Source organism: Alphaproteobacteria bacterium, from assembly GCA_030739735.1.
GTDB lineage: Bacteria > Pseudomonadota > Alphaproteobacteria > UBA7887 > UBA7887 > UBA7887.
This window is the reverse complement of record JASLYQ010000026.1, coordinates 1-21,418: the sequence shown is the minus strand read 5'-3', so window position 1 is coordinate 21,418 and position 21,418 is coordinate 1. Positions and strand designations below refer to the sequence as shown.

Below are 21,418 nucleotides of genomic sequence, written 5' to 3'. Positions count from 1 at the left end.
GAGAAGCAAAAGGCGTGGGCGCAGCCCCGCGACGAATGCACAGCACCTCTGCAAAAGGGCGCGTAGCGCTTATTCGACCATCCCGCTAAAGTTTGGTCTACTCGATTTGGGCCGACTTAATAGGAGACAGCGTGCACCATGGATGAGTATAGCCGATCCGAATCCGGCGCAGTGGAGACTGCGGCTGAAGAGTCCGTCAAGCAGGTCGTATGCACGAGTTGCGATGGGTTTTGCCCCGTCTCTGCCAAGCTTGAGGACGGCCGCGTGGTCAAGATCAGCACGCGCGACCATCCGCTGTTCAAGGGCGTCTTGTGCATGAAAGGCGCCTATTCGCCGAAGCACTACTCGCACCCGGACCGCGTACTCCACCCCCTCAAGCGGGTGGGCGAGCGCGGCAGCGGAGAATGGCAGCGCGTGACCTGGAACCAGGCGTTGGACGACATCGCCGAACGCCTGCAAAAAGTCATTAACCGGCACGGCCCGGAGGCCTTCGCAGTTTCGCAAAGCGGCGCCACCGGACTCGGCGACAATGGTCTGTGCCGACGCTTCATGAACCATATAGGGACGCCAAACTGGATCGGCGGAGTCTCTTATTGCGCTGGCAACACCGCTGCCATCAATCGCTATGTCTACGGCTGGTTTCCGCGCGCCGACATTTTCAATACCAAGTGCATTGTGCTAATCGGCCACGACCCACGTCGGCACAGCTGGACCATGGAGTACAAGGCCATCCGCATGGCTCAGGCGAACGGTGCCAAGCTCATAGTCATCGATCCGCGCAAGAGCGAAAACGCTGAGCGCGCCGAGATCTGGCTGCCACTACGTTCGGGCACAGATGCCGCCCTGCTGCTCGGCTGGCTCAATGTGATCATCGATGAAGAGCTTTACGACAAGGACTTCGTGCGCGACTGGACGGTGGGCTTCGATGCACTGGCAGCACGCGTGCGCGAATATCCGCTCGAGCGGGTCTCAGAGATCACCGGCGTCGATGCGGAACTCATCGCCGAGGGCGCGCGCATGTACGCGACCAACGGCCCGGCCTGTATCCCCTGGACGCCGATCACAGATCAGCAGGTTTCGAGCACTTCGGCCATCCGTCTGCAATGCATGCTACGGGCGATTTGCGGTCATCTCGACGTCACCGGCGGCGACCAACTCATCGGTTTCAGTCCCGCAGTGCGCTCGGATTCGGAGATTGAGATGCACGAGATGCTGACACCCGAACAGAAGGCTAAGCAACTCGGCGCCGACACATTCCCTGCCTTCACCTATCGCGGCACGAGTGTGTTTTGCGATGCCTCGGAGAAAGTTTGGGGCATCCGCTGGGCGAACCTCGTGGGCGGCTGCTACATGGCTCACCCCATGGCCGTGTTCAAGGCGATGGCGGAAAGCGACCCCTATCCCGTACGCGCCTTCTTTGCCATGGCTAACAACACTTTAGCGGCCTTCGCCAATACCAAACGAGCCTATGAGGCGCTGATGAAGCAGGACCTCATCGTGGCCTTCGAGCATGTATTGTCGCCGACCGCGCAGATCGCCGACTATGTGCTACCTGGCGATAGTTGGCTGGAGCGTCCGAGCATGCATGCGGGAATTAGCGAACAGGCCATGCCACCACCCGGCCAGTGCCGCAACGTGGTCACATTCTGGCACGAGCTTGCCAAGCGCATGGGATTGGCCGAGCAGTTCCCCTGGGCCACGGTTGAGGAAATGTTCGACTATCGCCTGGAGCCCGGCGGCAAGACCTGGGCGGAAGTAGTCTCGGCCGGCCGCTCGCCGAACCTGAACAAGGGTCAGGCGGAAGGCGACAGCGAGCGCAAGTACCTGAAGACGGGTTTCGCTACGCCAACCGGTAAGGTCGAGCTCTATTCCGAGGTGCTGGAAAAGCTCGGCTTCGATCCCCTGCCCTATTACCGCGAGGCGACGCGGCCCGACGATAAATACCCCTTTGCCTCCTTCGTCGGTCTGCCGGACGACGAGTTCTTCCGCTCGGGCCATCGCCATGTGCCCGAGCTGCGCCAGCGCGCTGAGGACCCGATGTTCTTCCTCAATCCAGCGGATATCGTGGAACTTGGCATGGCGGACGGCGATTGGGGGCGCGTCGAGACGCGCACCGGCGCCATGCTCGGTCGCGTTTACGGTCGCACTAGCATGCCGCAGGGACTGGTGCGCATCCCACACGGCTGGTGGAAGCCAGAATCGCGCCGGGGTGGTGCTCACCTGTCGGGCATGTGGAACTTTAACGAGGCACAGCTAGCGGAGGATGAGGATCTCGCATTGGTTGACGCCGAGCAGGGCGTGCCGCATCTCAAGGGCGCGCCTTGTGCCGTCACCAAACTGAGCACGACGGAAATCGAGGCATTGGAAGCCGAATACGGCCCCACCACAGACCTGCCGCGCGGCCCCGAAGGTAAGGTGCTAAAATCCAAAGCCCTGCCCGGCGAGTTCGACTTCATGCACGACGAGGACGTCGGCGAAGGCGTCGAGTTCGAAGCCGCCCAACTCTCACTCTACGGTCACTATTCTATGTAGGGCTATAAAGTGGCCCGCGTAAACGCCTCGACGTGATCGAGTAGGGTGTTGCTAGCGGCGCCTGCCGCGGCCTCGTTTCCGTCGGCGATGGTAAGCGCGATGGCGCGGTGGAGGTCGGCGGCTTGCCCAATCTCGGAGAAGCGCTCATGGTAGGCGTACCAGAAGCGCCGCGACAAGCCCTGGGTGAGCGAGGCGGCCTCGGTGGCGAACTCGTTGGCGGCGGCAGCGGTGATAAGCTCATTGAAAGCGCGGTCGGCACGGGTGAATAGGGTATCGTCGTTCTGCTCGGCAGCTTCGGCAAACTGGGCCGCGACCTCGCGAAAGCGATCGGCCTGCTGCGCGCTACGCCGCGTCGCAGCGCGCATGGCTAGCAAGCGGTCGATCTGGCGGCGCACATCGAGCATGCGCAGCTGGCGGCCAACATCGAACTCGGTGATCAGCAACCCGCGCCGCGGCATCACCCGCACCAGACCTTCACGCGCAAGCCTCTGTAAGGCCTCGCGCACTGGCGTGCGGCTCATGCCGAGACTTTGCGCAAGGGCGGCCTCCGAAACCGTCTCGCCCGGCGCCAAGTCAAGCGTGACGATCATCTCCTCGATCCGTTCGTAGGCCCGCCGGGTCAGGCTCTCCGAGGCCTCGGTTCGCTGCGGCTGCTCACTCATGGACTACCTTGCCATAGTTAGTACTGTACCAGGTCGCCTAACCGGCTTTGACGGCGCTGCGCGCACGCTTGGGGCGACGGCGGGCGAGGATGCCGGACTCCATGACGATCTCGGTTACCGCCTCTTCCTGGCGATAGGCCATCATGTGAATGCCGGCGACGCCTGCAATCTCAGAGATCTGCTGGATCAGCTCGATGCAGATTCTGCGGCCCTCGGCCTTCTGGTCGGACGCACTTTCAAGGCGAGAAATGACCGTGTCGGGAATGTGTACGCCGGGCACTTTCGAGCGGATCCAACGCGCCGCGGAAGCCGAGGTCAGCGGCCCGACCCCGGGGATGATATAGCACTTCTCATGCAGGCCGAGCTCGCGCACGCTCGCCATGTAACGCTCCAGCACCGGCGCATCGTAGCAGTACTGAGTTTGCACGAACTGGGCACCGGCAGCGATCTTTTTGGCCAGCCGCAAAGGGCGTTGCTCGAATGGCGGCACAAAGGGATTGGCAGCAGCGCCGCGAAAGACCCGCGGCAGCGCGGTGATCTCGCGCCCGGAGAGGAACCTGCCCTCTTCGCACATGCCGCGAATGGTCTCGAGCAACGTGATCGAATCGAGATCGAAGACCGGCTTAGCCTCGGGGTGATCGCCCACGGCGACAGAATCGCCACTGAGGCAGAGGATGTTGCGCACTCCCATCGCCGCGGCACCGAGCACGTCACCCTGGATGGCAATGCGATTGCGATCGCGACAAGAGATTTGCATGATCGTGGCATAGCCGGCACGCCGCAGAAGGGCGCAAATACCCAAGCTCGACATGTGGCAGTTGGCGCCTGAGGCATCCGTCGCGTTGATCGCATCGCAGACTTGTGAGAGCACCATAGCACGGTCGAACACGTCGTCCGGATCGGCGGAATCGGGTGGGTTGAGTTCGGCTGTGACCACGAAACGCCCCGCCCGCAGCGCGCGCTCGAAGCGACCTTCAGCATCGTAGGCTGTGGACGGCACGCTCAAGCCGCCCGTTCCCTCTGCGCCTCTTCAAGCAGCGACAACCACGAAGACTTGCCGCTGCGGGCATGGTTGACCGGCGGCAACACCAGGGCCAATGGCGACGGCTCTCCGAGCAGGCGGCTACCCTCACTCGCGACCACCCAGACGCAGCGCATCTCGGGCTTTGTCTCGCAATGCCCGTCGCTGCGCACACCGCCGCAAGGGCCGTTGCGCAACGCCTTGGGGCAATTCATCGGACAGGTCATGCCGGTCTCGGAAAGCACGCAGGTGCCGCACATGCGGCAATCGAACAGCGGCCCCTTGAGCGCGCGCTCAAGAAACGCCAGCGGCCTTTCCAGGCGGCGATTGCCGATCAGCCACCAGAGCGGCGCCAGACCCAGGAACAGGCGGCGCGCGAGACGGTACGCCGCCATCAAAGGACGGGGATGCCGGCTGGCCCAATGTCGCATCACCATCACAGCGTGGTCCTTGCTGGACATCAGTGGTATACCAGACGTATATTGCAACTAGCGATGCCGTGTCGCAAGCATTTCTTCCGAGGGCCGCATGGGGCATATCGTCGATCTGGGCAAGCGCATCGAGTTGTTGCCGATGGACCGCCACTTCCACGACGTCACTTTGGCGCTGTACGAGCGACCGGGCAGCAATGGCGCGGCGGCATTCCGGGTGCATACATACAGCGGCCACGAGGGAGCCGAGGCCCGCATGGCGTGGCTAGGCGAGGCAATGCAAACGCTGGGCGACATGGTTCCCGAGAGCGAGCACAGCGAGCGGTTTCCGTGTGGCGCCGAGCACAGCATGGGCGTTCGCCGCCTTTTTCTGGAAGTCTGCAAGCTCGATCCGGCGAACAAGTTCACGGCCAAGCCACTCACGGTTTTCGATAAAAAAGCGGACGCCAATATTATCGTCACCAGCCTCGGCGCCGGCCGCTACCGGGTCTCCGCTGACGATCCGGCCAATACCCGGCGCATCGCTACCGTGGCAGGCGGTCTCGTGAAGTTGGCCGAGATGGAAGCGGAGAGCGACGATACAGTGGCATTTTTCTGCGGCCACGCGCACGATGCACTTATTGGCCTACTGCTGACTCGGGCGCTCAATGTTCGCGTCGCCATGCGAGAGCAGGCGGAGACGGCGGGTCGGGGTGTGCTCGCAGCGCCGAGCACGCAGGAATAACGAGAGAGGGAGGCACGAATGACAGGCATAGCCCCCATGACGAGCCGTGAGAGGGTGTTGGCAGCACTCGCCGGCGAGCCCGTCGACAGAACGCCGGTGTGCAACCCGACCTCGGTCGCCACAGTCGAGTTGATGGATCTGGTCGACGCACCGTTTCCCAACGCCAACCGCGAGGGCGAGCTGATGGCACGCCTGGCTGCGACGAGCTACACCGAGCTCGATTTCGACGCCATCATGCCGGTCTTCTCAATCATCCAAGAATCCTCAGCGCTCGGCTGCAAGATGCAGTGGGAGCAGAAAGACAACTGGCCGACCGTGCGCATGAAAGAACCGATTTGGCGCACCGCCGACGACATCCGCATCCCCAACGACTTCCTCACCCACCAGGACACGATCTGCGTGCTCGACGCTATTCGCGGCTTGCGCAAGGAATTTGGCGACGAGGTGGCGATCGTCGGCAAGACCATGGGGCCCTGGTCGCTAGCTTATCACTGCTTCGGGGTCGAGCCTTTCCTGCTGCTCTCGTTGGACGATCCGGGCAAGACCAAGCTGGTGCTCGACCGCCTCAAGGAGGCGACCATCCAATTCGGTCAGGCGCAAATCGATGTCGGCGTCGATGCCCTCACCTTGCCCGACCATGCCACCGGCGATCTCGTCAGCGGTGAGTATTACGAGCGTTACCTAAAGAATATACATAAAGAATTCTCAGAACGTCTTGATATTCCATTAATTCTTCACATATGTGGACGTACGGTCGATCGCATGCCCTTCATTGCCGAGACCGGCATGGCCGCCTTTCATTACGATTCCAAGAACGAGCCGGGCGAGTCCATGGAAGCGGTTCACGGTGGCATCCGGCTGGTGGGCAACATTAACAATCCCGAAACCCTATTTGCCAAGGGGACGGACGCCGTGCGCGAGGAGGTTTATGCTAACCTTGATGCCGGCGTGCAGCTGATTGCCCCGGAATGCGCGATTCCCTTGCAAACCTCGATCGAGAACCTGCTCGAGATCCCCAAGGCCGTGCGCGACTGGCACGCAAATCACCCGCAAGTGCATTAGACCGCGAGACCGATTGCTATGGCTAACCTATCCGATATTGCCAACGAGATTTTACGCGACGAGATCGAGGAGTTCATCGAGCGCCCCGAGGAGATATCGCGCGCCGTAGACCTTTTCGCCAAGGCTCGGCCATTGACGCAAGACATTGCGGTAGCCATCATTGAGGGTAACGATTCTGCAGCTGACAAACTGACTAAGCAAGCGCTAGCCGAAGGCATCAAGGCCACAGAGGTTATGGACGACGGGCTGATCGGCGGCATGGGCATAGTCGGGATCAAGTTCCGGGAGAACTTCATCTTCGTGCCCGAGGTGCTCTCCTGCGCCCGCGCCATGAAGGCTGGCATGACATATATCGAACCGATCCTGTCAGCCTCGGGCGTCAAGCCCATCGGCACAGTGATCATGGGCACGGTCAAGGGCGACCTGCATGACATCGGTAAGAACCTCTGCATCATGATGCTGCGCGGCGCCGGCTTCACCGTCATCGATCTCGGTGTCGATACCTCCGATGACGAGTTCATCGATGCCGTCGAGGAGCACGGCGCGCCTGTACTCGGCATGTCGGCACTTCTGACCACGACCATGCCGAACATGGGCAAGACTATCGAGGCCCTCATCGATGCAGACCTGCGCGACGACGTGCGCATCATGGTCGGCGGTGCGCCGGTAACCCAGGAATTCGCCGACGATATGGGCGCCGATAGCTATGGCAAGGATGCACTGGCCTGCGTCGGACTGGCCAAGGACCTCGTGGCAGCCGGGGCCGATGCCTGACAAGCCGCCAAAGACAGATAAGGAAGCCTATCAGCAACGGCTCGATCGCATTACCGAGCTGTTCGCGGACATGGTCCGCCACGCTGACAAGCAGGCTTCCGTGCGCTGCCCCTATCGCGACCGCCACGACCGCTGTACCGGGTTGGCCCGCTGCCGCATGCAGTTGCGGCTCGACGACAGCGAGACTTTGCCCATCTGTACCCATGACGGCACCTTGGACTACCGTGTCGCCTGGGACAGCGAGCCGGCCCATTATGATCGGGCCAAAAAAAAGATCTCCCGTATCAAGCGCGCGGCGCGCGCGCGCCGCGATGAGGACGACCCGGACTCGTGAGCCGCGTCTCCCATGGCGGCGAGAGCCGTGAGCTGATCGCCGGGCGTACACTGTTTGACTACGCTGACGACCTAGCACTGGAAGTCGCGACCTCCTGCGGGCGCTCGGGCACCTGCCACGAATGCGTCGTCGAGATCAGCGAAGGGCTGGACGCCTTGGGCCCGCGCAGCGGGGTCGAAGGCTTTCTTAAGGACCCCTACCGCCTTGCCTGCCAAGCCGAGATTGTCGCCGAGCGCGACATCCGCTTCGCACCGCTACGACGGCGCCCGCGCATCCTGACTGATACCCATTTCGACGAGAGCTTGGCGCGCGATCCAGCCGCCAGCCGCCACGGCGACGAGATCCTGCTCGACGGCCAGGTGATCGACCAGGCGCGTAAGCGCATGCTCGGTATTGCACTCGACCTCGGCACCACGACGGTGGTCATGGATATCGTCGATCTTGAGACCGGCGACAGCGTCGAGACTTGCGCCTTCGCCAACCCGCAAGGCTTCGGCGGCTCGGACGTGATGCACCGCATCTCCTACGATGGTACCAACCCGGGCGAGCTGCAGAAAGCTGTGGTAAGCGCGGTGAACCGCGAGATCCGCGCTGCCGCCAAGCGCCACGGTTTTGCCCGCCGCGCAATCTATGAGATCGTCGTGGCCGGCAACACCACCATGCGCGAACTGATCTTCGGCCTCGATGTCGCCAGCATCGGGCAAAAGCCGTACCGCTCGCTCGTCGAAGCCGAGTGGCGCGCGGGAAAGCGCGACAGCACAGCATTGACCGCCAATGCCTGGGATCTCGGCTTTCGCGCCAACCGCCGGACGCGGCTTTACGGCCTACCGTTAATCGCCAGCCATGTCGGCGGCGACACGGCAGCTTGTCTTGCTGCCACCGGACTCGATCCCGAAGGCGACGCGCCAGAGATGCTGATCGACATCGGCACCAATACCGAGGTAGTGGTGCGTGCCCACGGCCGGATGCTGGCCGCCTCATGCCCGGCCGGCCCGGCCTTCGAAGGCGGCCTCGTGACCTGGGCCATGAGGGCCTTTGACGGTGCCATCGAGTCCCTCGATTGGCGGGGTGAAGACTTTTCCTGGCAAACCATCGGTGACGCGCCGCCGGAAGGCTTGTGCGGCTCGGGCCTAGTCGATCTTGTCGCCGTACTGCGCCGCCAGGAGCTTATGAACCCGCTCGGCGTCTTCTCGGGCGGGCGCAAGCAAATGCAGATCACCGTCGTACCGGAGCACGGCATCACATTTTCCCGCGCCGACGCTAGCCACCTCGCCCAGGCCAAGGCAGCAAACAGCTGCGGCCAGCAGATCGTGTTGCGCAGCCTCGGCATCGGGCCTGGCGAGGTTGAGCGCGTGACCCTGGCCGGCGGCTTCGCCAATACCCTCGATATCGAGAACGCCATCGCCATCGGTCTTTTAGCACCGATCGATCCCGCGCGCGTCGCGAAAGTCGGCAACGCCGCGCTGCACGGCGCGCGCAAAGTGCTGCTGTCTGTCACGGCACGGCGCGCGTTGGAAAGGGCTGTCCCCCGCATCGATCATATTGAGCTCGAAACTGAACCTGATTTCTTCGACCTTTTCGTCGAAGGCTGCCAATTCAAGCCCATGATGGACCCGCCACGACCATCGCTGAAAAGGAGCGCCGGATGAGCACCGAGATCCGCAGAGCCAACTTTGTCGTTATCGGCGAGAACGTTCACACGACCCGCGTACTTTTGAAGCGCGGCAAGCGTTATATCTCGGGCGAGGACGGTGGCAGCGAGGGCATCACCTTTACGGATAATAACGGCAATGCCGGCCTGCTGCCCATACCCGATTGGGCCAGCAAGACCCAAGAATACGAGGCGGGCCGCATCAAGCACGTGATGATCGCGGTCAGGACCGCGATGGCGGGTGGCGACGATGCCGAGATCGCTGTAGCCTACCTGCGCGCGCTCGTCGCCAACCAGGAAAAGAACGGCAGCACCTATCTCGACATCAATGTGGACGAGATCTCGATCCACATGTCCGAGCGCCAGGAGGCTATGGCCTGGGCCGTCACCGCCCTGCGCGGCATGAGCAAGCTGCCGATCGCCGTGGATTCCTCGGACATGGAAGTCATTGCTACGGGCCTCGATGCCTGTGCCGGATCGGCCGCGCGGCCCATGCTCAATTCCGCTTCGCTGGAGCGCAGCGATGCGGTTGATCTCGCCGTCAAGCACAATGCCCGCGTAGTGCTTACGGCGGCAGGTGAGTCAGGCATGCCAGATGGCGTCGAGCAGCGCCTGACCAATGCCGGACGCATGATCAAAACCGCCGAGGCCAAAGGCATCGCGCGCAGCGACATGTTCGTCGATCCACTGTTCTTCCCGGTCTCGGTCAATCCCGCATTCGGGATGCATGGGCTCGATGCCATCAAGGGCCTGCGCGAGTGCTGGGGGCCGGAAATCCATATCACCGGTGGCGTCAGCAACGTTTCCTTCGGCATCCCCTCGCGCAAGACCATCAACGACGTGTTCATGATTCTCGGCACCGAAGTGGGGCTGGACAGCGGCATCATCGATCCCAACCTAAGCCCGCCGTCCGAGGTTTTCGCCATGGATCGCGAGAGAGACGACTACCGGCTCGCCGAGAACGTCATCCTTGGCCGCGACGAGGGCTGCCGTACCTATATCAAGGCTTGGCGGACCAAGCAGCGGGAGACCAAGCGCGCCGCACGATGAAAGTCGTCTTCCTGTTCGGCTTTCTCGGCGCCGGCAAGACAACACTGCTGCGGCGTATCCTCAACGCCCCAGCGCCCGACGGCGCGCTCGCCGTAATCGTAAACGAGTTTGGCGATGTCGGCATCGACGGTGCACTGCTCGAGGACATCGCCGAGACAACGGTCGAGCTGCCCTCGGGCTGCGTCTGTTGTACCTTGCAGGGGCCGCTGGTGGAGGCGCTGGAAGACCTGCAAGATTATGCTCAGGTGATCGTCGAGGCGAGCGGCGTCGCCCAGCCGGACGAGCTTGTCGCGGCTCTCGGCAAGGAATCGTCGTGGCTCACCCTCGCGCCTCTGGTCACGGTCGTCGATGCGGCGCGTTTCACACGCCTGCATAGCAGCCTCGGGCTGTTCTATGGCGAACAGGTGACGGCAGCCGACATCGTGGTCGTGAACAAGACCGATCTCGCGACACCCGAGCAACTCGCGGCGACGCTCGCTACCGTCGCCAGTCTGAACTCGGAGGCTACAGTAATTCCCGCCGAGCACGGCGATATCGACGGCACGCCTCTGTTTGAAGGCACTAGCCGCAAAAGCGGTGGCGGCGGCAGCCATATTCACACCGATGCCATCACCCTAACCTGCGACAAAGCCATCGACAGCGAGACGCTACGTCAAACTTTCGCCACCCTGCGCTGCCCCCTATGGCGCGCCAAAGGCTTCATGGAGGTGGACGGCGTGCCGTCGCTTATCCAGTACGTTCCGGACGCACTGGAGATCACCCCTGCTGCCGGCCCGCACAGGCACCTGGTGCTGATCGGGCCAGACCTCGACCCCGACGCGCTGGCCGCCCACTTCGTTTTTGCGGATCGCGCCGACAGCGCCTAAATTGCACCCACCAACAAAACTAGGGAGCTGACATGCCGGAGATGAAGGGCGGCGAACTTATCGTCGAGTTCCTGATCAAGGAAAAGATGCCGTACGTGTTCGGCCTTTGCGGCCATGGCACGGTCGGCATCCTCGATGCGCTGCACGCGGCGCAAGACGACATCACACTGGTCTCACCTCGCCACGAGCAGACCGCGGGACACATGGCCGACGCCTATTACCGGGTGAAGCACGAGCCGGTGGCTACACTGACCTCGTGCGGCCCAGGTTCGGCCAATCTGGTCATGGCGCTGACCTGTGCGCTGAGCGATTCATCCGCCTTTCTGGCAATTACCGCCAACGTGCCAACCCAGCAATTCGACCGCGGGCCCTTCCAGGAGATCAACCGCCATGGCGCGGCTGATTTTCCCTCCGTCGTGCGCCCTGTCGTCAAGCGCAGCTTGCAGCCGACCCGTGTCGAGATGTTGCCGCTGGCGCTCGACCACGCTTGGACCACGATGACCCAAGGGCGCCCCGGCCCGGTACAGCTCGACGTGCCTTTCAATGTCTTCCAGGAAAGCGCCGACGTCGAAGTACCGACCGCTGCCGGCGAGCGCATCAGCCGACGCTCTGCCGCCTCGCCCGAGGACGTGAGTGGCGCCGTCGATATGCTGCTGGCAGCGGAGTGCCCAGTGCTGTTCATCGGCCACGGCGTGACGCTCTCCGAAGCATCCGCGGAGCTCACGGCGCTTGCCGAGAAACTCTCTGTCCCCGTCATCAGCTCGCCGAACGGCATGGGTTGTCTCGACATGACCCACGACTTGTCGCTCGGCTTCATTGGCCGCAACGGCGTCTACCCGGCAAACCAAGCGGGTCGCCATGCGGACCTGGTTCTGGCAATCGGTGCCCGCTTTGACGATCGCTCGTCGTCCTCATGGCTGCCTGGCTATTCGTGGAACTTTCCGCACACCAAGCTTATCCATGTGGATGTGGACCCGGTCGAGATCGGCCGCAATTATGCGCCAGACCTTGGCATCGTGGCGGACGCGCGAACCGTGCTGCGGCAGCTACTCGGTGAGATCGAACGGCGGGGCGAAAGTGGCGCCCCGCGGCTCGCTGTCTGGCGCGACGAAATCGCCGCCTGGCAACAGGAATGGGATGACTTCACCGCCCCCAACATGGACGCGCGCACAAGCCCGCTACGGCCCGAGCAGGTCGTCACAACATTGCGCAAGCTGATGCCAGACGATGGCATCCTGTCGCTCGATTCCGGTGTCCACCACAACTGGTTCATGCAGTTCTGGGACGCGCGGATGCCCCAGACCATGCTCAACACCTGGGGGTTTTCAGCCATGGGCTTTGGGCCCTCTGGAATTCTCGGCGCCAAGCTAGCAGCGCCCGAAAGCGCCTGCATCTCGGTGGTGGGCGACGGCGGCTTCACCATGACCCCGCATGTGCTCTGCACCGCGGTCGAGTACAACATCCCGGCCATCTGGGTGGTCTGGAACAACTTCGCCTGGTCAGCCATCCGCGACATCCAGTACGGCCTGTTCGAGGGTCGCGAGATCGGCACCGGTTTTTATCGTGGTGACAATCGCGAGCCCTACAACCCGGACTTCGCAGCGCTGGCCCGCGCCTGCGGCGTGGATGGCACTACAGTCACCGACCCCGGCGATCTCGAAGGCGCGCTGGAGCAGGCGCTGGCGTCGGGCAAGCCGGCGTTACTCGACGTGCACGTGGACGCTGAAGTGCGCCCGCCCGCCACCGGCACCTGGGCGCTACCACCGATGCCCCACAAAGAACCCATCTACGGCACCCCCTGGGTGCCCGGCGACTGAGAGGAGCAGAGCAATGGCCGACGCCAAGATTATCAATATCGCCGAGATCGACTGGCAATTGATGCCCGGGCACTATGACGGTGCGTATTCCAAGCTGCTGTTCGGCCCCGAGACCGGACAAGGCGGACACATCGATTACCGCATCTCGTCTTATCAGCCCAAGGGCTATGTCGCCCGGCACACACACCGGGTGCAGGAGCAGATCTACCACGTATTGGAAGGCGAAGGCGTCATGGAGTTCGAGGGCAAGCGGCAAGTGGTACGTCGCCATGATGTCATCTTCATCCCGCCCGGCATCGAACACCTAATCAGCAACACCGGCCTCGACGACCTAGTCTTTCTGGTGATTACTGTGCCGCCAAAGGACGAGTGAAATACCCAATAAAAACGAGCACGCAATGACCGTGGGCTCGGTAGTTCGTTCATGAGTTGGGTTTATCGTCTGTTGCTTCATAGTGATGGTGTTCTGCTACTTTACCTTGGCCACGGCAGGATCCCTCAGGGGTACGGACTTCCAAGTGCCATTGCCTGGGCACCCTCCGCATATTTTCCTGTGCCGATGCCCGTGGCCCAGCTTCCACTGACATAGCTATCTCAGGTGAAGCTGAAGAGATCGCCGTCACATGTCCTTTCGCATGGAATCGGCGAGCGCCTGGTCCATGGGGCGAGAGGAGCGTCCAAGCGTCTCCAGAACGCCCGCGCGATCTTCCTGCGGGCGGTTCTGGCTGAGCTTGCGCTTGCCTTCGAAGCGAGTAAGACAAAGGCGGATGCCAACAATCTGGCGTAGCAGCGCCGCGGTGAAATCCGCCGGCGCATCGTCGAGGGACCAGGGCTCGGCAAAGCGTGCCTCCTGCGCCTCCGTCAGGTGAGCGACCACGCGGCGCAAGCTCGCCGGGTCGTCAAATGTCTCCGCGATGCCGTAAGCGTGCACGGCGACATAGTTCCAGGTCGGCACCACTTTGGCCGTGCGCTGCTTCGTGGGATACCAACTCGGCGAGACATAGGCGTTGGCGCCCGAAAAAACCACCAGCACCTCGCTGTCCGTGGGCAAGGCCTGCCAATGCGAATTCGCACGTGCAACATGCCCAACCAGGCATCCGAGCGGTGACGGCTCGGGTTCGTAGAGCCACGGTATATGCGTCGCCTCGAGATCGGGCGTGACGAGCACGCCCATGCCGATCTCTGCAATCAAGCGATGCAAGATACTTGGGTCAGACTCGTCAAAAGTGGCTGGTCTGTACATAGCCAGAACTATCGCATTCGTGTCGATCCGACGCTAGGCTGTCGCCATTGCATACGAGGGAGCGCTATGGCGACCAACGCATACAATCTCGACTATCAGGTGTTGGAGGGCTGGGAGCAGCTTCCCGAAGGCTGGTCGTTCGTCGAGGTGGCCGGGGTGGCGGTGGATTCCCACGACCGGGTCTACGTCTTTAATCGCGGTGCCCACCCGGTCATCGTGTTCGACAAGGAGGGAAAGTTCCTCAACGCCTGGGGCGAAGGCATCTTCTCTTCGGCGCACGGCATCTTCATCGACCGCAACGACCATGTCTGGTGCGCGGACAATTTGGACCACACGGTGCGCAAATTCACCACGTCGGGTGAGTTGCTGATGACCCTCGGCAAAGCCGATCAACCGGCAGACACTGGCTTCATGCTGGGGAGGACGCCAGTGCAATATGCCGGCGGACCCTTCAACATGGTGACCAACGTTGCCGTGGCGGAGGACGGCGAGCTATTCATCTCAGACGGTTACGGCAATGCTCGCGTGCACCGCTTCAGTGCCGGCGGAAAGTTGCTCGCCTCTTGGGGTGGGCCCGGCAACGGGCCGGGTCAGTTCAATCTGCCGCACGGCATCGTCGTCGACCGCTCGGGCCGGGTTCTGGTCGCCGATCGCGAGAACTCGCGCATCCAGTTCTTCTCCAAGGATGGCGAGTATCTGAATAGCTGGGATTGGGTAAACCGCCCGGACGATCTCTTCCTCGACGAGCAGGAGAACCTCTATATCGCCGAGCTAGGCTGGAACATACCCTTTCCCCACAGGCCAGAATTCCGGCTCATGGACCACCCGCCCATGGGGCACGCACCGATCGCACGGGTTACCATTTGCGACCTTGACGGCAATATCCAGACCCAGCTCGGCGGCGCGGATTCACTGCTGCCTGGCAACTTCATCGTGCCGCATGGTATTTGGGCAGATTCGCGCGGCGATTTCTACGTTGGCGAGGTGATCAAGGCCTCAGGCTCGATAGACCACTTCGCACCGCTCACTTGCCATGCCTTTCAGAAATTCATTCGCGCGGGTTAACCATGAAAATTGCTACTATCAAAGCCTTCCCAATCTCCTTTTCCGTCCCTGCTGAGCATCAGGTGAGGCTCGGTATTGGCCTAGCGGTCAAACGCGATGCTGTATTGGTGCGCATCGAGACCGACGACGGTATCGTCGGCTGGGGCGAGGCCCATGCGGGCCGTGCGCCAGGATCAATTGCCCAGCTCATCAACACCACACTGACTACGCTTATCCAGGACATGGGCGCAGACGATGTCGTCGGCGTCTGGGATCGGGTCTACAAGATGCAGCTCGCCAGCCACGGTATGGGTACCGCATCAAGCCTAGCGCTGAGTGGCATCGACATCGCGCTCTGGGACATTCGCGCCAAGGCTGTGGGTTGGCCACTATACCGGTTGCTCGGCGGTGCGGCGAAAGCGATTCCGGCCTATGCTGGCGGCGTCTCTCTCGGCTACCAGCCGCCGGCCGAGCTGACGGACGAGGCAGCGAGCGTGGTGGCAAGCGGCTACCGCGCGCTGAAGCTGCGGCTCGGTGACAGCGCCCAAGCGGACATCGCGCGCATCGTGGCGGTACGCGAGCGTATCGGCGACGACATCGCCATCCTGACCGACGCAAACACCGCCTATACGCTCGACGATGCGCGCCGCGTCATGCCAGTGCTGGACGACGTCAATGCGGGCTGGCTGGAAGAGCCGTTCGCGCCGCATGACCACCGCCGCTATCGCGAGGCCAAGGGCTTCGGGATCACCCCGCTCGCCGCCGGCGAGAACCATTTCACACGCTTCGAATTCCACCGCCTCATCGAGGATGGCGTGATCACGATCCTACAACCTGACCTCTCGAAGACCGGTGGTGTCACCGAGGGCATGCGTATCGCGGCGCTGGCCTCGGCCTGGAAGCTCGGCATCAATCCGCACACCTCGCTCACCAGCCTCAACGTCGCGGCCAGCATCCATTATCTCTGTAGCATCGACAATGCGGGTTATTTCGAGGCCGATCTGGCGGCGCACAACCCTTTCCGAGACCAGCTCTGCAGCTGGCGCGCTGAAGTCGATGAGACGGGCCATGTGCGCCCGCCAGAGAACCCTGGCCTAGGCGTTCAGATTGACGAGGCGATGCTCGCGGATTTTCCACTGATCGACGGACCGGGCTACGTTTAGACGACTTAGCTCTTGTAGGTGTAGACAAAGCAATCGATAAAGTTAGTCGTTAACGTTAATAGGTCGCCCTTAATTGCCTCGCATGGCCGCACCATCACTATCTATAGCCTTAACATGGTTACTGTAACGCGGCTTCGCGGAATAAAAAAAGCTACCGCATTCGTTTGTTGTCGCGCCGCCGACACCCAAGCACACAACCAAAGCAAGCCACGCCATCGTTTCTCATAAATGAACCATGCCCTCGTCTCGAATTCTCTCATCTCGACGACAGATTGCCACAATCAAGGCGGCATCGAAATCGCTCAACCCCGTTAAACGCACTCGAGAATCGCGATATAGAAGCCGTCCGTACCGTGGCGCTGTGGCGTGAGCAACAGGTCTGGCCCGCCATCCGGCGCGGGCGCCTCTATAACCCGGCTCCAGATGTCTCGGATATCGAGACGGCGAAAATCTCTTCGTGAACTGAGAAATGTCTCAACGCGGTCCTCGTTCTCACACATCAGCAGCGAGCACGTCGCATAGATCAGGCGCCCGCCAGGTATGACCAGCGCGGCGGCGGCGGCGAGAATTTCGTCCTGCCGCGCCGTATACGTAGCGAGAGAGTCGGGAGTCAGCCTGTGGCGATCGTCGGGATTGCGTCGCCAAGCGCCCGTGCCGCTACACGGCACATCCACAAGAACCCGCTCGGCCAAGCCTTCTGGCAGCGCATCATCAAGGCCGATGACATGGCTCTCGACCCCGGCGATGCCCATGCGGGTGAGCCTTGGCTCAAGACGAGCAAGACGCCGAGCATCGCTATCACAGGCGATCAGCCGAGCGTCCGGCGCCAGCGCTGCCAGCGCCAAGGTCTTGCCGCCCGCACCGGCGCAATAGTCGATGATACAATGGGCCTTCGCCGCCTCGCATAACAGCGCCACCAGTTGCGCGCCCTCGTCCTGAATCTCGATTACACCATCCCGCCATGCGGGTATGTTGTCGAGTCGCGGGCGGCCATGCACACGAATTCCGTACGCTGAGAGTGGCGTCACCTCGGCTGATATCCCGAACGAGTTCAGCTCGGCAATGACGGTATCCCGGTCGTAGCCAAGCGCCAAGCGCAGATCAACCGCCGCTTCGCCATCGAGCGCGGCAAGCTCCTCTTCCATCGCCGCACCGAAGCGCCGGCGCATCTTCGGCACGAGCCATTCGGGAATATTGGAGGGCGCCTCTGCGGCATCGACGGCCACTGCCGCAAGCAGCGCCTGCTCGGCCTTGTCGAGAGACGCGGGGCCATAGGGGCTGCCGTCACAAAGACAGACCATGGCATCAAAGTCGTTCCGCGCCAGCCCGGCGAGAACGCGCAGGCGCGGGCTCGGCACGCCGCCTCGCCGGGCGATGCGCCAGTCCCATTCCAAACGTTTGCGGATAGTCGCGAACACCAGGTCGGCAACGGCGCGGCGATCCTTCGACCCCATGTAGCGCCGCGCACGCGTATAGGTCCTGAGCGCCGCATCAGCCGGCATGCCCTCGGCCTCGATCTGAGACAACAGCTCGACCGCCGCCTGCACACGCCCAGCCGGGGTCATGCGCGCTCCTTTATCCGCGGGGTTCCGAAATCCGTTATCCCACCCACTACCATTCCAATAAGGTGACGCCCATACATCGATTTTAGCTACCTAGCATCACTTCGGCCGATGCGCTGACGCTCGCGATAGCGGTTACCGCAAAGACGCCAACATGGCCCTCGTTCTTGATCCGTGTGTTGACTGGGTTAAGATAGTTCTGCCCATTCACCTGCACGCCGTGATCGGCGCAATAGAATGGCGCCACGGCGTCGTCCTGGGTTACTTCGAGCCCGTAGCCGAACTCAACCACCGTGAGCTTCATGGCGCTCTGCTCGACATAGAGCCACTCCACAACCTCGAAATCCTGAACCCACAGCGCCGATATCATGAGCCTAGCACTGTTCTTCGAATTTACGAGCGGCGCCTCAGTATAGGTAAAGCCGCCAATCACGACGCCGGATCGTCGTTAGTTAATTGCCAGGAATGTAGTTAGGGGCCTCTCTGGTCACAGTGACGTCATGGACATGGCCTTCGCGGATGCCGGAGCCTGTGACGCGCAGGAACTCAGCACCATCGCGCAGCGCGGCAATGTCAGCACTACCGGTGTAGCCCATAGCCGAACGCAGACCACCGACGAGCTGGTGCAAGACCGTGGCGACCGGCCCCTTGAAGGGAACACGGCCCTCGACACCCTCGGGCACCAGCTTGAGCGCGTCCGCGACCTCAGCCTGGAAATAACGGTCGGCCGAACCGCGCGCCATGGCACCCATGGAGCCCATGCCGCGATAGGCCTTGTAGCTGCGACCCTGGTAGAGATAGACCTCTCCTGGGCTCTCTTCCGTGCCGGCTAGCAGCGAGCCGATCATGGCGCATTCAGCCCCGGCGGCGAGCGCCTTGGCAAAATCTCCGGAAAAGCGGATGCCGCCATCGGCGATCACCGGCACGCCGGCTGCGAGCCCCACTTCCGCCGTCTCACGCACCGCCGTAAACTGGGGCACGCCGACACCCGCGACCACGCGCGTGGTGCAGATAGAACCCGGCCCGATGCCGACTTTGATGGCATCGGCGCCGGCATCGACCAGCGCCCTAGCGCCATCGGCCGTGGCCACATTACCACCGATCACCTGGGTGTAATTCGAGAGTTCCTTGGCCTTCTTAACGGTCTGCAGCACGCCCTCGGAATGGCCGTGCGCCGTGTCGACCACGAGCACATCCACATCCGCCTCCACCAGGGCAGCAGCGCGCTCAAGATTGGCCTCGCCCACGCCAACAGCGGCGGCCACGCGCAGGCGTCCTTTTTCGTCCTTATTGGCGTTGGGGAACTTCTGCGCCTTCTCGATATCGGTGACAGTGATCAGGCCGACGCAATGGCCACCGGCATCGGTGACCAGCAACTTCTCGATACGGTGCTGGTGCAGCAGTCGCTTGGCCTGCTCGAAATCCGCGCCCTCGTCGATGGTGATGAGATCTTCGTGTGTCATCAACTCACGCACCGACACGTTCGGATCCGTGGCGAAGCGCACGTCGCGATTGGTAACAATACCGACTAGGCGACCGTTATCGCCTTCGACCACGGGAAAGCCCGAGATGTTGAGCCGCGTCTGCAGCGCCTGCACCTCGACGAGCTTGGTCTCCGGTGTCACGGTGACCGGGTTAACCACCATGCCGGATTCGAACTTCTTCACCCGCCGAACTTCGTCGGCCTGTACATCGATATCCATGCTCTTGTGAATCACGCCGATGCCGCCCGCCTGAGCCATAGCGATGGCGAGCCGGCTTTCTGTGACCGTATCCATGGCCGCCGAGACTAGGGGTATGCCAAGGCTGATCGTACGCGTCAAACGGCTAGATACGTCCACGCTGCCGGGCAATACGCTGGACGCTGCCGGTTTGATCAGCACATCGTCGAATGTAAGCGCTTCGCTGAGGGTCATGCCGCCTCCTGAGGGCTCGGCACTATAGAGCCTACGTATGCTGGCACCAAGCGCTCTCGAAAGGCGCCTCCGCGGGGGCAAGCCATTCTCCTTTTCGTAGGTCAGCGCATGAGATCAGCAGAGAGCGGAGCCGAGGAATATATGATTATTTAGACCCCGGCTGATAGCGGACGTGGCGCCGCCTCGCGCGCAGGCGTTCCGGCCAATTTAGCGAATCGTAAGTCAAACCCCAGGCTACCGCAAAGGCAACCTCGGCCGATGTTATAGTCCTCTGCGGGGCCCCCAGATCATGCGAGCCGCGCGCGGTCGCCAACGGGGGCTGGTGCCACATCGGCGGATCTGAGCTTCCTACCCGCACCTAATCCTTTTGCGGGCCACGAAAGCCCATCGCCAGCAGATAGAACTCGGTAGAGTCGGCCCGGCTGGCCGGCGGCTTGACGTGGCGGATTGAGCGAAAACGCTGTTTGAGATGCGCCACCAGAGCAGCCTCGCCGCCGCCCCGCAGAACTTTAGCCAGAAAACACCCCTCCGGCACCAGCACGCTCTCGGCAAACTCGGCCACCGCCTCGCATAACGCCATGATGCGCAGGTGATCGACATTGCGCGTGCCCGTAGCGGGTGCAGCCATGTCGCTTAGCACCACGTCAGCTGGCCTACCGAGCGCCGCACGGATAGCGTCGTCGGCGCCTGCATCGAGAAAATCGAGGGTGAGATGCTCAGCGCCCGCCACCGGCTCAAATTCCGCCAGGTCTACCGCCAGAACGCGGCTGCCGCCCGCCACCGCGACCTGCGTCCAGCCGCCGGGCGCGGCACCCAGATCGACCACCGTCGCGCCACGCTTGAGAAAGCGGAAGCGCTCGTCCATCTCCAGCAGTTTAAAGGCGGCGCGGCTGCGATAGCCCTCGACCCGAGCGCGCGCGACATAAGGATCATCAAGCTGACGCTGCAGCCAGCGCGAGGAGGATATCGAGCGCCCCTTTGCCGTGCGCAGCTTCTGCTTGGGCGGCGCCCGCCCCGGGCCGCGCTTGCTCCGCGAAAATCTCGCCATATCAAATCCACCCGCCCGCAGCTTGACACGCCGCCGGACCGCTCCTAATTTCCACCCCCTCGTATAATAGAGCACACTGGGGGATAGTTTAACGGTAGAACTGTCGGCTCTGACCCGACCAGTCCTGGTTCGAATCCAGGTCCCCCAGCCAGTATCAATAACCTATCAGTAATAAAGTAAATCTTAGTGCTTTTCTACTAACGTTAGTAGCAAGGTTAGTGGCACGTCAGTAGCAGGATAAAGGTCTTTATTTATTCAATTCCATTACTAAAAGATAATAGCTCCCCTCTTCGCATTTCTGTTTCTACTATACCAATCCATATCTTAAGATTTGTCATCAAACTATATTCATTTAGTGAAAAACAACCTCTGCCTCTTTATTGCGCAACGCCTCGTTCAGAACACTCCTGATACGGAGGGGAATAAATCACAAGGCATTTTACCGGATTTTCACTTATTGCAAAAAAAGAATGGGACATATCGGGAGGAAAATAACATATATCGCCAGGATCCACCTC

General features: G+C 61.8%; 20 protein-coding genes and 1 tRNA gene. 13 read left to right on the top strand and 8 right to left on the bottom strand.

The window, feature by feature from the left end; genetic code table 11:
• The first annotated feature begins 138 nt into the window (after positions 1 to 138).
• The gene (locus tag QF629_11750) at positions 139 to 2,532 is read left to right on the top strand and encodes a molybdopterin-dependent oxidoreductase (protein ID MDP6014197.1); all 2,394 of its coding nucleotides are present in this window, start codon (positions 139 to 141) and stop codon (positions 2,530 to 2,532) included.
• Positions 2,533 to 2,534: 2 nt separating this feature from the next.
• Here QF629_11750 and QF629_11745 read toward each other — a convergent pair whose 3' ends face one another.
• The 3 genes from QF629_11745 to QF629_11735 are packed head-to-tail and all read right to left on the bottom strand — an operon-like array spanning position 2,535 to position 4,676.
• On the bottom strand, positions 2,535 to 3,194 hold the full coding sequence (locus QF629_11745) for a GntR family transcriptional regulator (protein ID MDP6014196.1): 660 nt from the start codon (positions 3,192 to 3,194) through the stop codon (positions 2,535 to 2,537).
• Between the two features lie 37 nt (positions 3,195 to 3,231).
• Positions 3,232 to 4,200 carry a methylenetetrahydrofolate reductase gene (locus tag QF629_11740; GenBank protein ID MDP6014195.1) on the bottom strand — a complete coding sequence of 323 codons (969 nt, stop codon included), beginning with the start codon at positions 4,198 to 4,200 and terminating at the stop codon, positions 3,232 to 3,234.
• On the bottom strand, positions 4,197 to 4,676 hold the full coding sequence (locus tag QF629_11735; GenBank protein ID MDP6014194.1) for a methylenetetrahydrofolate reductase C-terminal domain-containing protein: 480 nt from the start codon (positions 4,674 to 4,676) through the stop codon (positions 4,197 to 4,199). The genes QF629_11740 and QF629_11735 overlap by 4 nt, the downstream gene beginning before the upstream one ends.
• Before the next feature lie 67 nt (positions 4,677 to 4,743).
• On the opposite strand from QF629_11735, the gene QF629_11730 reads away from it, so the two are divergent.
• From QF629_11730 to QF629_11690, 9 genes are read left to right on the top strand one after another with little or no spacing between them, the layout of a single operon-like run.
• On the top strand, positions 4,744 to 5,370 hold the full coding sequence (locus tag QF629_11730; protein MDP6014193.1) for a hypothetical protein: 627 nt from the start codon (positions 4,744 to 4,746) through the stop codon (positions 5,368 to 5,370).
• 18 nt (positions 5,371 to 5,388) lie between these two features.
• A complete protein-coding gene (locus tag QF629_11725; GenBank protein MDP6014192.1) occupies positions 5,389 to 6,432 on the top strand; it encodes an MtaA/CmuA family methyltransferase in 1,044 nt (347 codons plus the stop codon).
• Between the two features lie 18 nt (positions 6,433 to 6,450).
• Positions 6,451 to 7,206 carry a corrinoid protein gene (locus QF629_11720; GenBank protein MDP6014191.1) on the top strand — a complete coding sequence of 252 codons (756 nt, stop codon included), beginning with the start codon at positions 6,451 to 6,453 and terminating at the stop codon, positions 7,204 to 7,206.
• Complete coding sequence (locus QF629_11715) at positions 7,199 to 7,540, top strand: hypothetical protein (protein MDP6014190.1); 342 nt, start codon at positions 7,199 to 7,201, stop codon at positions 7,538 to 7,540. Before QF629_11720 ends, QF629_11715 begins: the two co-directional genes overlap by 8 nt.
• Positions 7,537 to 9,189 carry an ASKHA domain-containing protein gene (locus QF629_11710; GenBank protein MDP6014189.1) on the top strand — a complete coding sequence of 551 codons (1,653 nt, stop codon included), beginning with the start codon at positions 7,537 to 7,539 and terminating at the stop codon, positions 9,187 to 9,189. Before QF629_11715 ends, QF629_11710 begins: the two co-directional genes overlap by 4 nt.
• Positions 9,186 to 10,241: a dihydropteroate synthase gene (locus QF629_11705; protein MDP6014188.1), complete on the top strand. Its 1,056-nt coding sequence runs from the start codon at positions 9,186 to 9,188 to the stop codon at positions 10,239 to 10,241. Before QF629_11710 ends, QF629_11705 begins: the two co-directional genes overlap by 4 nt.
• Entirely contained in the window at positions 10,238 to 11,107 is an 870-nt protein-coding gene (locus QF629_11700) for a GTP-binding protein (GenBank protein MDP6014187.1), read from the top strand. The genes QF629_11705 and QF629_11700 overlap by 4 nt, the downstream gene beginning before the upstream one ends.
• Before the next feature lie 32 nt (positions 11,108 to 11,139).
• Positions 11,140 to 12,924: a thiamine pyrophosphate-binding protein gene (locus tag QF629_11695; protein MDP6014186.1), complete on the top strand. Its 1,785-nt coding sequence runs from the start codon at positions 11,140 to 11,142 to the stop codon at positions 12,922 to 12,924.
• 13 nt (positions 12,925 to 12,937) lie between these two features.
• Positions 12,938 to 13,297, top strand: coding sequence for a cupin domain-containing protein (locus QF629_11690; GenBank protein MDP6014185.1), 360 nt, complete (start codon positions 12,938 to 12,940; stop codon positions 13,295 to 13,297).
• A gap of 246 nt (positions 13,298 to 13,543) precedes the next feature.
• Here the strand turns inward: QF629_11690 and QF629_11685 are convergent, their stop codons facing one another.
• Positions 13,544 to 14,167, bottom strand: coding sequence for an FMN-binding negative transcriptional regulator (locus QF629_11685; protein MDP6014184.1), 624 nt, complete (start codon positions 14,165 to 14,167; stop codon positions 13,544 to 13,546).
• A gap of 66 nt (positions 14,168 to 14,233) precedes the next feature.
• Between QF629_11685 and QF629_11680 the strand changes: the two genes are divergently transcribed.
• Positions 14,234 to 15,232, top strand: coding sequence for a peptidyl-alpha-hydroxyglycine alpha-amidating lyase family protein (locus QF629_11680; GenBank protein MDP6014183.1), 999 nt, complete (start codon positions 14,234 to 14,236; stop codon positions 15,230 to 15,232).
• A 2-nt stretch (positions 15,233 to 15,234) separates the two neighbouring features.
• Complete coding sequence (locus tag QF629_11675) at positions 15,235 to 16,374, top strand: mandelate racemase/muconate lactonizing enzyme family protein (GenBank protein MDP6014182.1); 1,140 nt, start codon at positions 15,235 to 15,237, stop codon at positions 16,372 to 16,374.
• Positions 16,375 to 16,685: 311 nt separating this feature from the next.
• Here the strand turns inward: QF629_11675 and QF629_11670 are convergent, their stop codons facing one another.
• The 4 genes from QF629_11670 to QF629_11655 all read right to left on the bottom strand — a co-directional run bounded on the left by QF629_11670 (position 16,686) and on the right by QF629_11655 (position 20,900).
• Positions 16,686 to 17,939, bottom strand: a complete 1,254-nt coding sequence (locus tag QF629_11670; GenBank protein ID MDP6014181.1) for an RsmB/NOP family class I SAM-dependent RNA methyltransferase — start codon at positions 17,937 to 17,939, stop codon at positions 16,686 to 16,688.
• A gap of 82 nt (positions 17,940 to 18,021) precedes the next feature.
• Complete coding sequence (locus tag QF629_11665) at positions 18,022 to 18,369, bottom strand: hypothetical protein (GenBank protein MDP6014180.1); 348 nt, start codon at positions 18,367 to 18,369, stop codon at positions 18,022 to 18,024.
• Positions 18,370 to 18,388: 19 nt separating this feature from the next.
• Positions 18,389 to 19,852: an IMP dehydrogenase gene (gene guaB / locus QF629_11660; GenBank protein ID MDP6014179.1), complete on the bottom strand. Its 1,464-nt coding sequence runs from the start codon at positions 19,850 to 19,852 to the stop codon at positions 18,389 to 18,391.
• 358 nt (positions 19,853 to 20,210) lie between these two features.
• The gene (locus tag QF629_11655) at positions 20,211 to 20,900 is read right to left on the bottom strand and encodes an RlmE family RNA methyltransferase (protein ID MDP6014178.1); all 690 of its coding nucleotides are present in this window, start codon (positions 20,898 to 20,900) and stop codon (positions 20,211 to 20,213) included.
• A gap of 77 nt (positions 20,901 to 20,977) precedes the next feature.
• Between QF629_11655 and QF629_11650 the strand changes: the two genes are divergently transcribed.
• Positions 20,978 to 21,051: transfer RNA gene (locus QF629_11650), tRNA-Gln, on the top strand.
• Positions 21,052 to 21,418 lie beyond the last annotated feature (367 nt).

Excerpts from the sequence above, each read along its gene's own strand:
- QF629_11700 (MDP6014187.1), top strand. The coding sequence starts at position 10,238 with ATGAAAGTCGTCTTCCTGTTCGGCTTTCTCGGCGCCGGCAAGACAACA.
- QF629_11715 (MDP6014190.1), top strand. The coding sequence starts at position 7,199 with ATGCCTGACAAGCCGCCAAAGACAGATAAGGAAGCCTATCAGCAACGG.
- QF629_11655 (MDP6014178.1), bottom strand. The coding sequence starts at position 20,900 with ATGGCGAGATTTTCGCGGAGCAAGCGCGGCCCGGGGCGGGCGCCGCCC.
- guaB (MDP6014179.1), bottom strand. The coding sequence starts at position 19,852 with ATGACCCTCAGCGAAGCGCTTACATTCGACGATGTGCTGATCAAACCG.
- QF629_11745 (MDP6014196.1), bottom strand. The coding sequence starts at position 3,194 with ATGAGTGAGCAGCCGCAGCGAACCGAGGCCTCGGAGAGCCTGACCCGG.
- QF629_11680 (MDP6014183.1), top strand. The coding sequence starts at position 14,234 with ATGGCGACCAACGCATACAATCTCGACTATCAGGTGTTGGAGGGCTGG.
- QF629_11675 (MDP6014182.1), top strand. The coding sequence starts at position 15,235 with ATGAAAATTGCTACTATCAAAGCCTTCCCAATCTCCTTTTCCGTCCCT.
- QF629_11725 (MDP6014192.1), top strand. The coding sequence starts at position 5,389 with ATGACAGGCATAGCCCCCATGACGAGCCGTGAGAGGGTGTTGGCAGCA.
- QF629_11685 (MDP6014184.1), bottom strand. The coding sequence starts at position 14,167 with ATGTACAGACCAGCCACTTTTGACGAGTCTGACCCAAGTATCTTGCAT.
- QF629_11670 (MDP6014181.1), bottom strand. The coding sequence starts at position 17,939 with ATGACCCCGGCTGGGCGTGTGCAGGCGGCGGTCGAGCTGTTGTCTCAG.
- QF629_11750 (MDP6014197.1), top strand. The coding sequence starts at position 139 with ATGGATGAGTATAGCCGATCCGAATCCGGCGCAGTGGAGACTGCGGCT.
- QF629_11705 (MDP6014188.1), top strand. The coding sequence starts at position 9,186 with ATGAGCACCGAGATCCGCAGAGCCAACTTTGTCGTTATCGGCGAGAAC.
- QF629_11735 (MDP6014194.1), bottom strand. The coding sequence starts at position 4,676 with ATGTCCAGCAAGGACCACGCTGTGATGGTGATGCGACATTGGGCCAGC.
- QF629_11730 (MDP6014193.1), top strand. The coding sequence starts at position 4,744 with ATGGGGCATATCGTCGATCTGGGCAAGCGCATCGAGTTGTTGCCGATG.
- QF629_11720 (MDP6014191.1), top strand. The coding sequence starts at position 6,451 with ATGGCTAACCTATCCGATATTGCCAACGAGATTTTACGCGACGAGATC.
- QF629_11690 (MDP6014185.1), top strand. The coding sequence starts at position 12,938 with ATGGCCGACGCCAAGATTATCAATATCGCCGAGATCGACTGGCAATTG.
- QF629_11695 (MDP6014186.1), top strand. The coding sequence starts at position 11,140 with ATGCCGGAGATGAAGGGCGGCGAACTTATCGTCGAGTTCCTGATCAAG.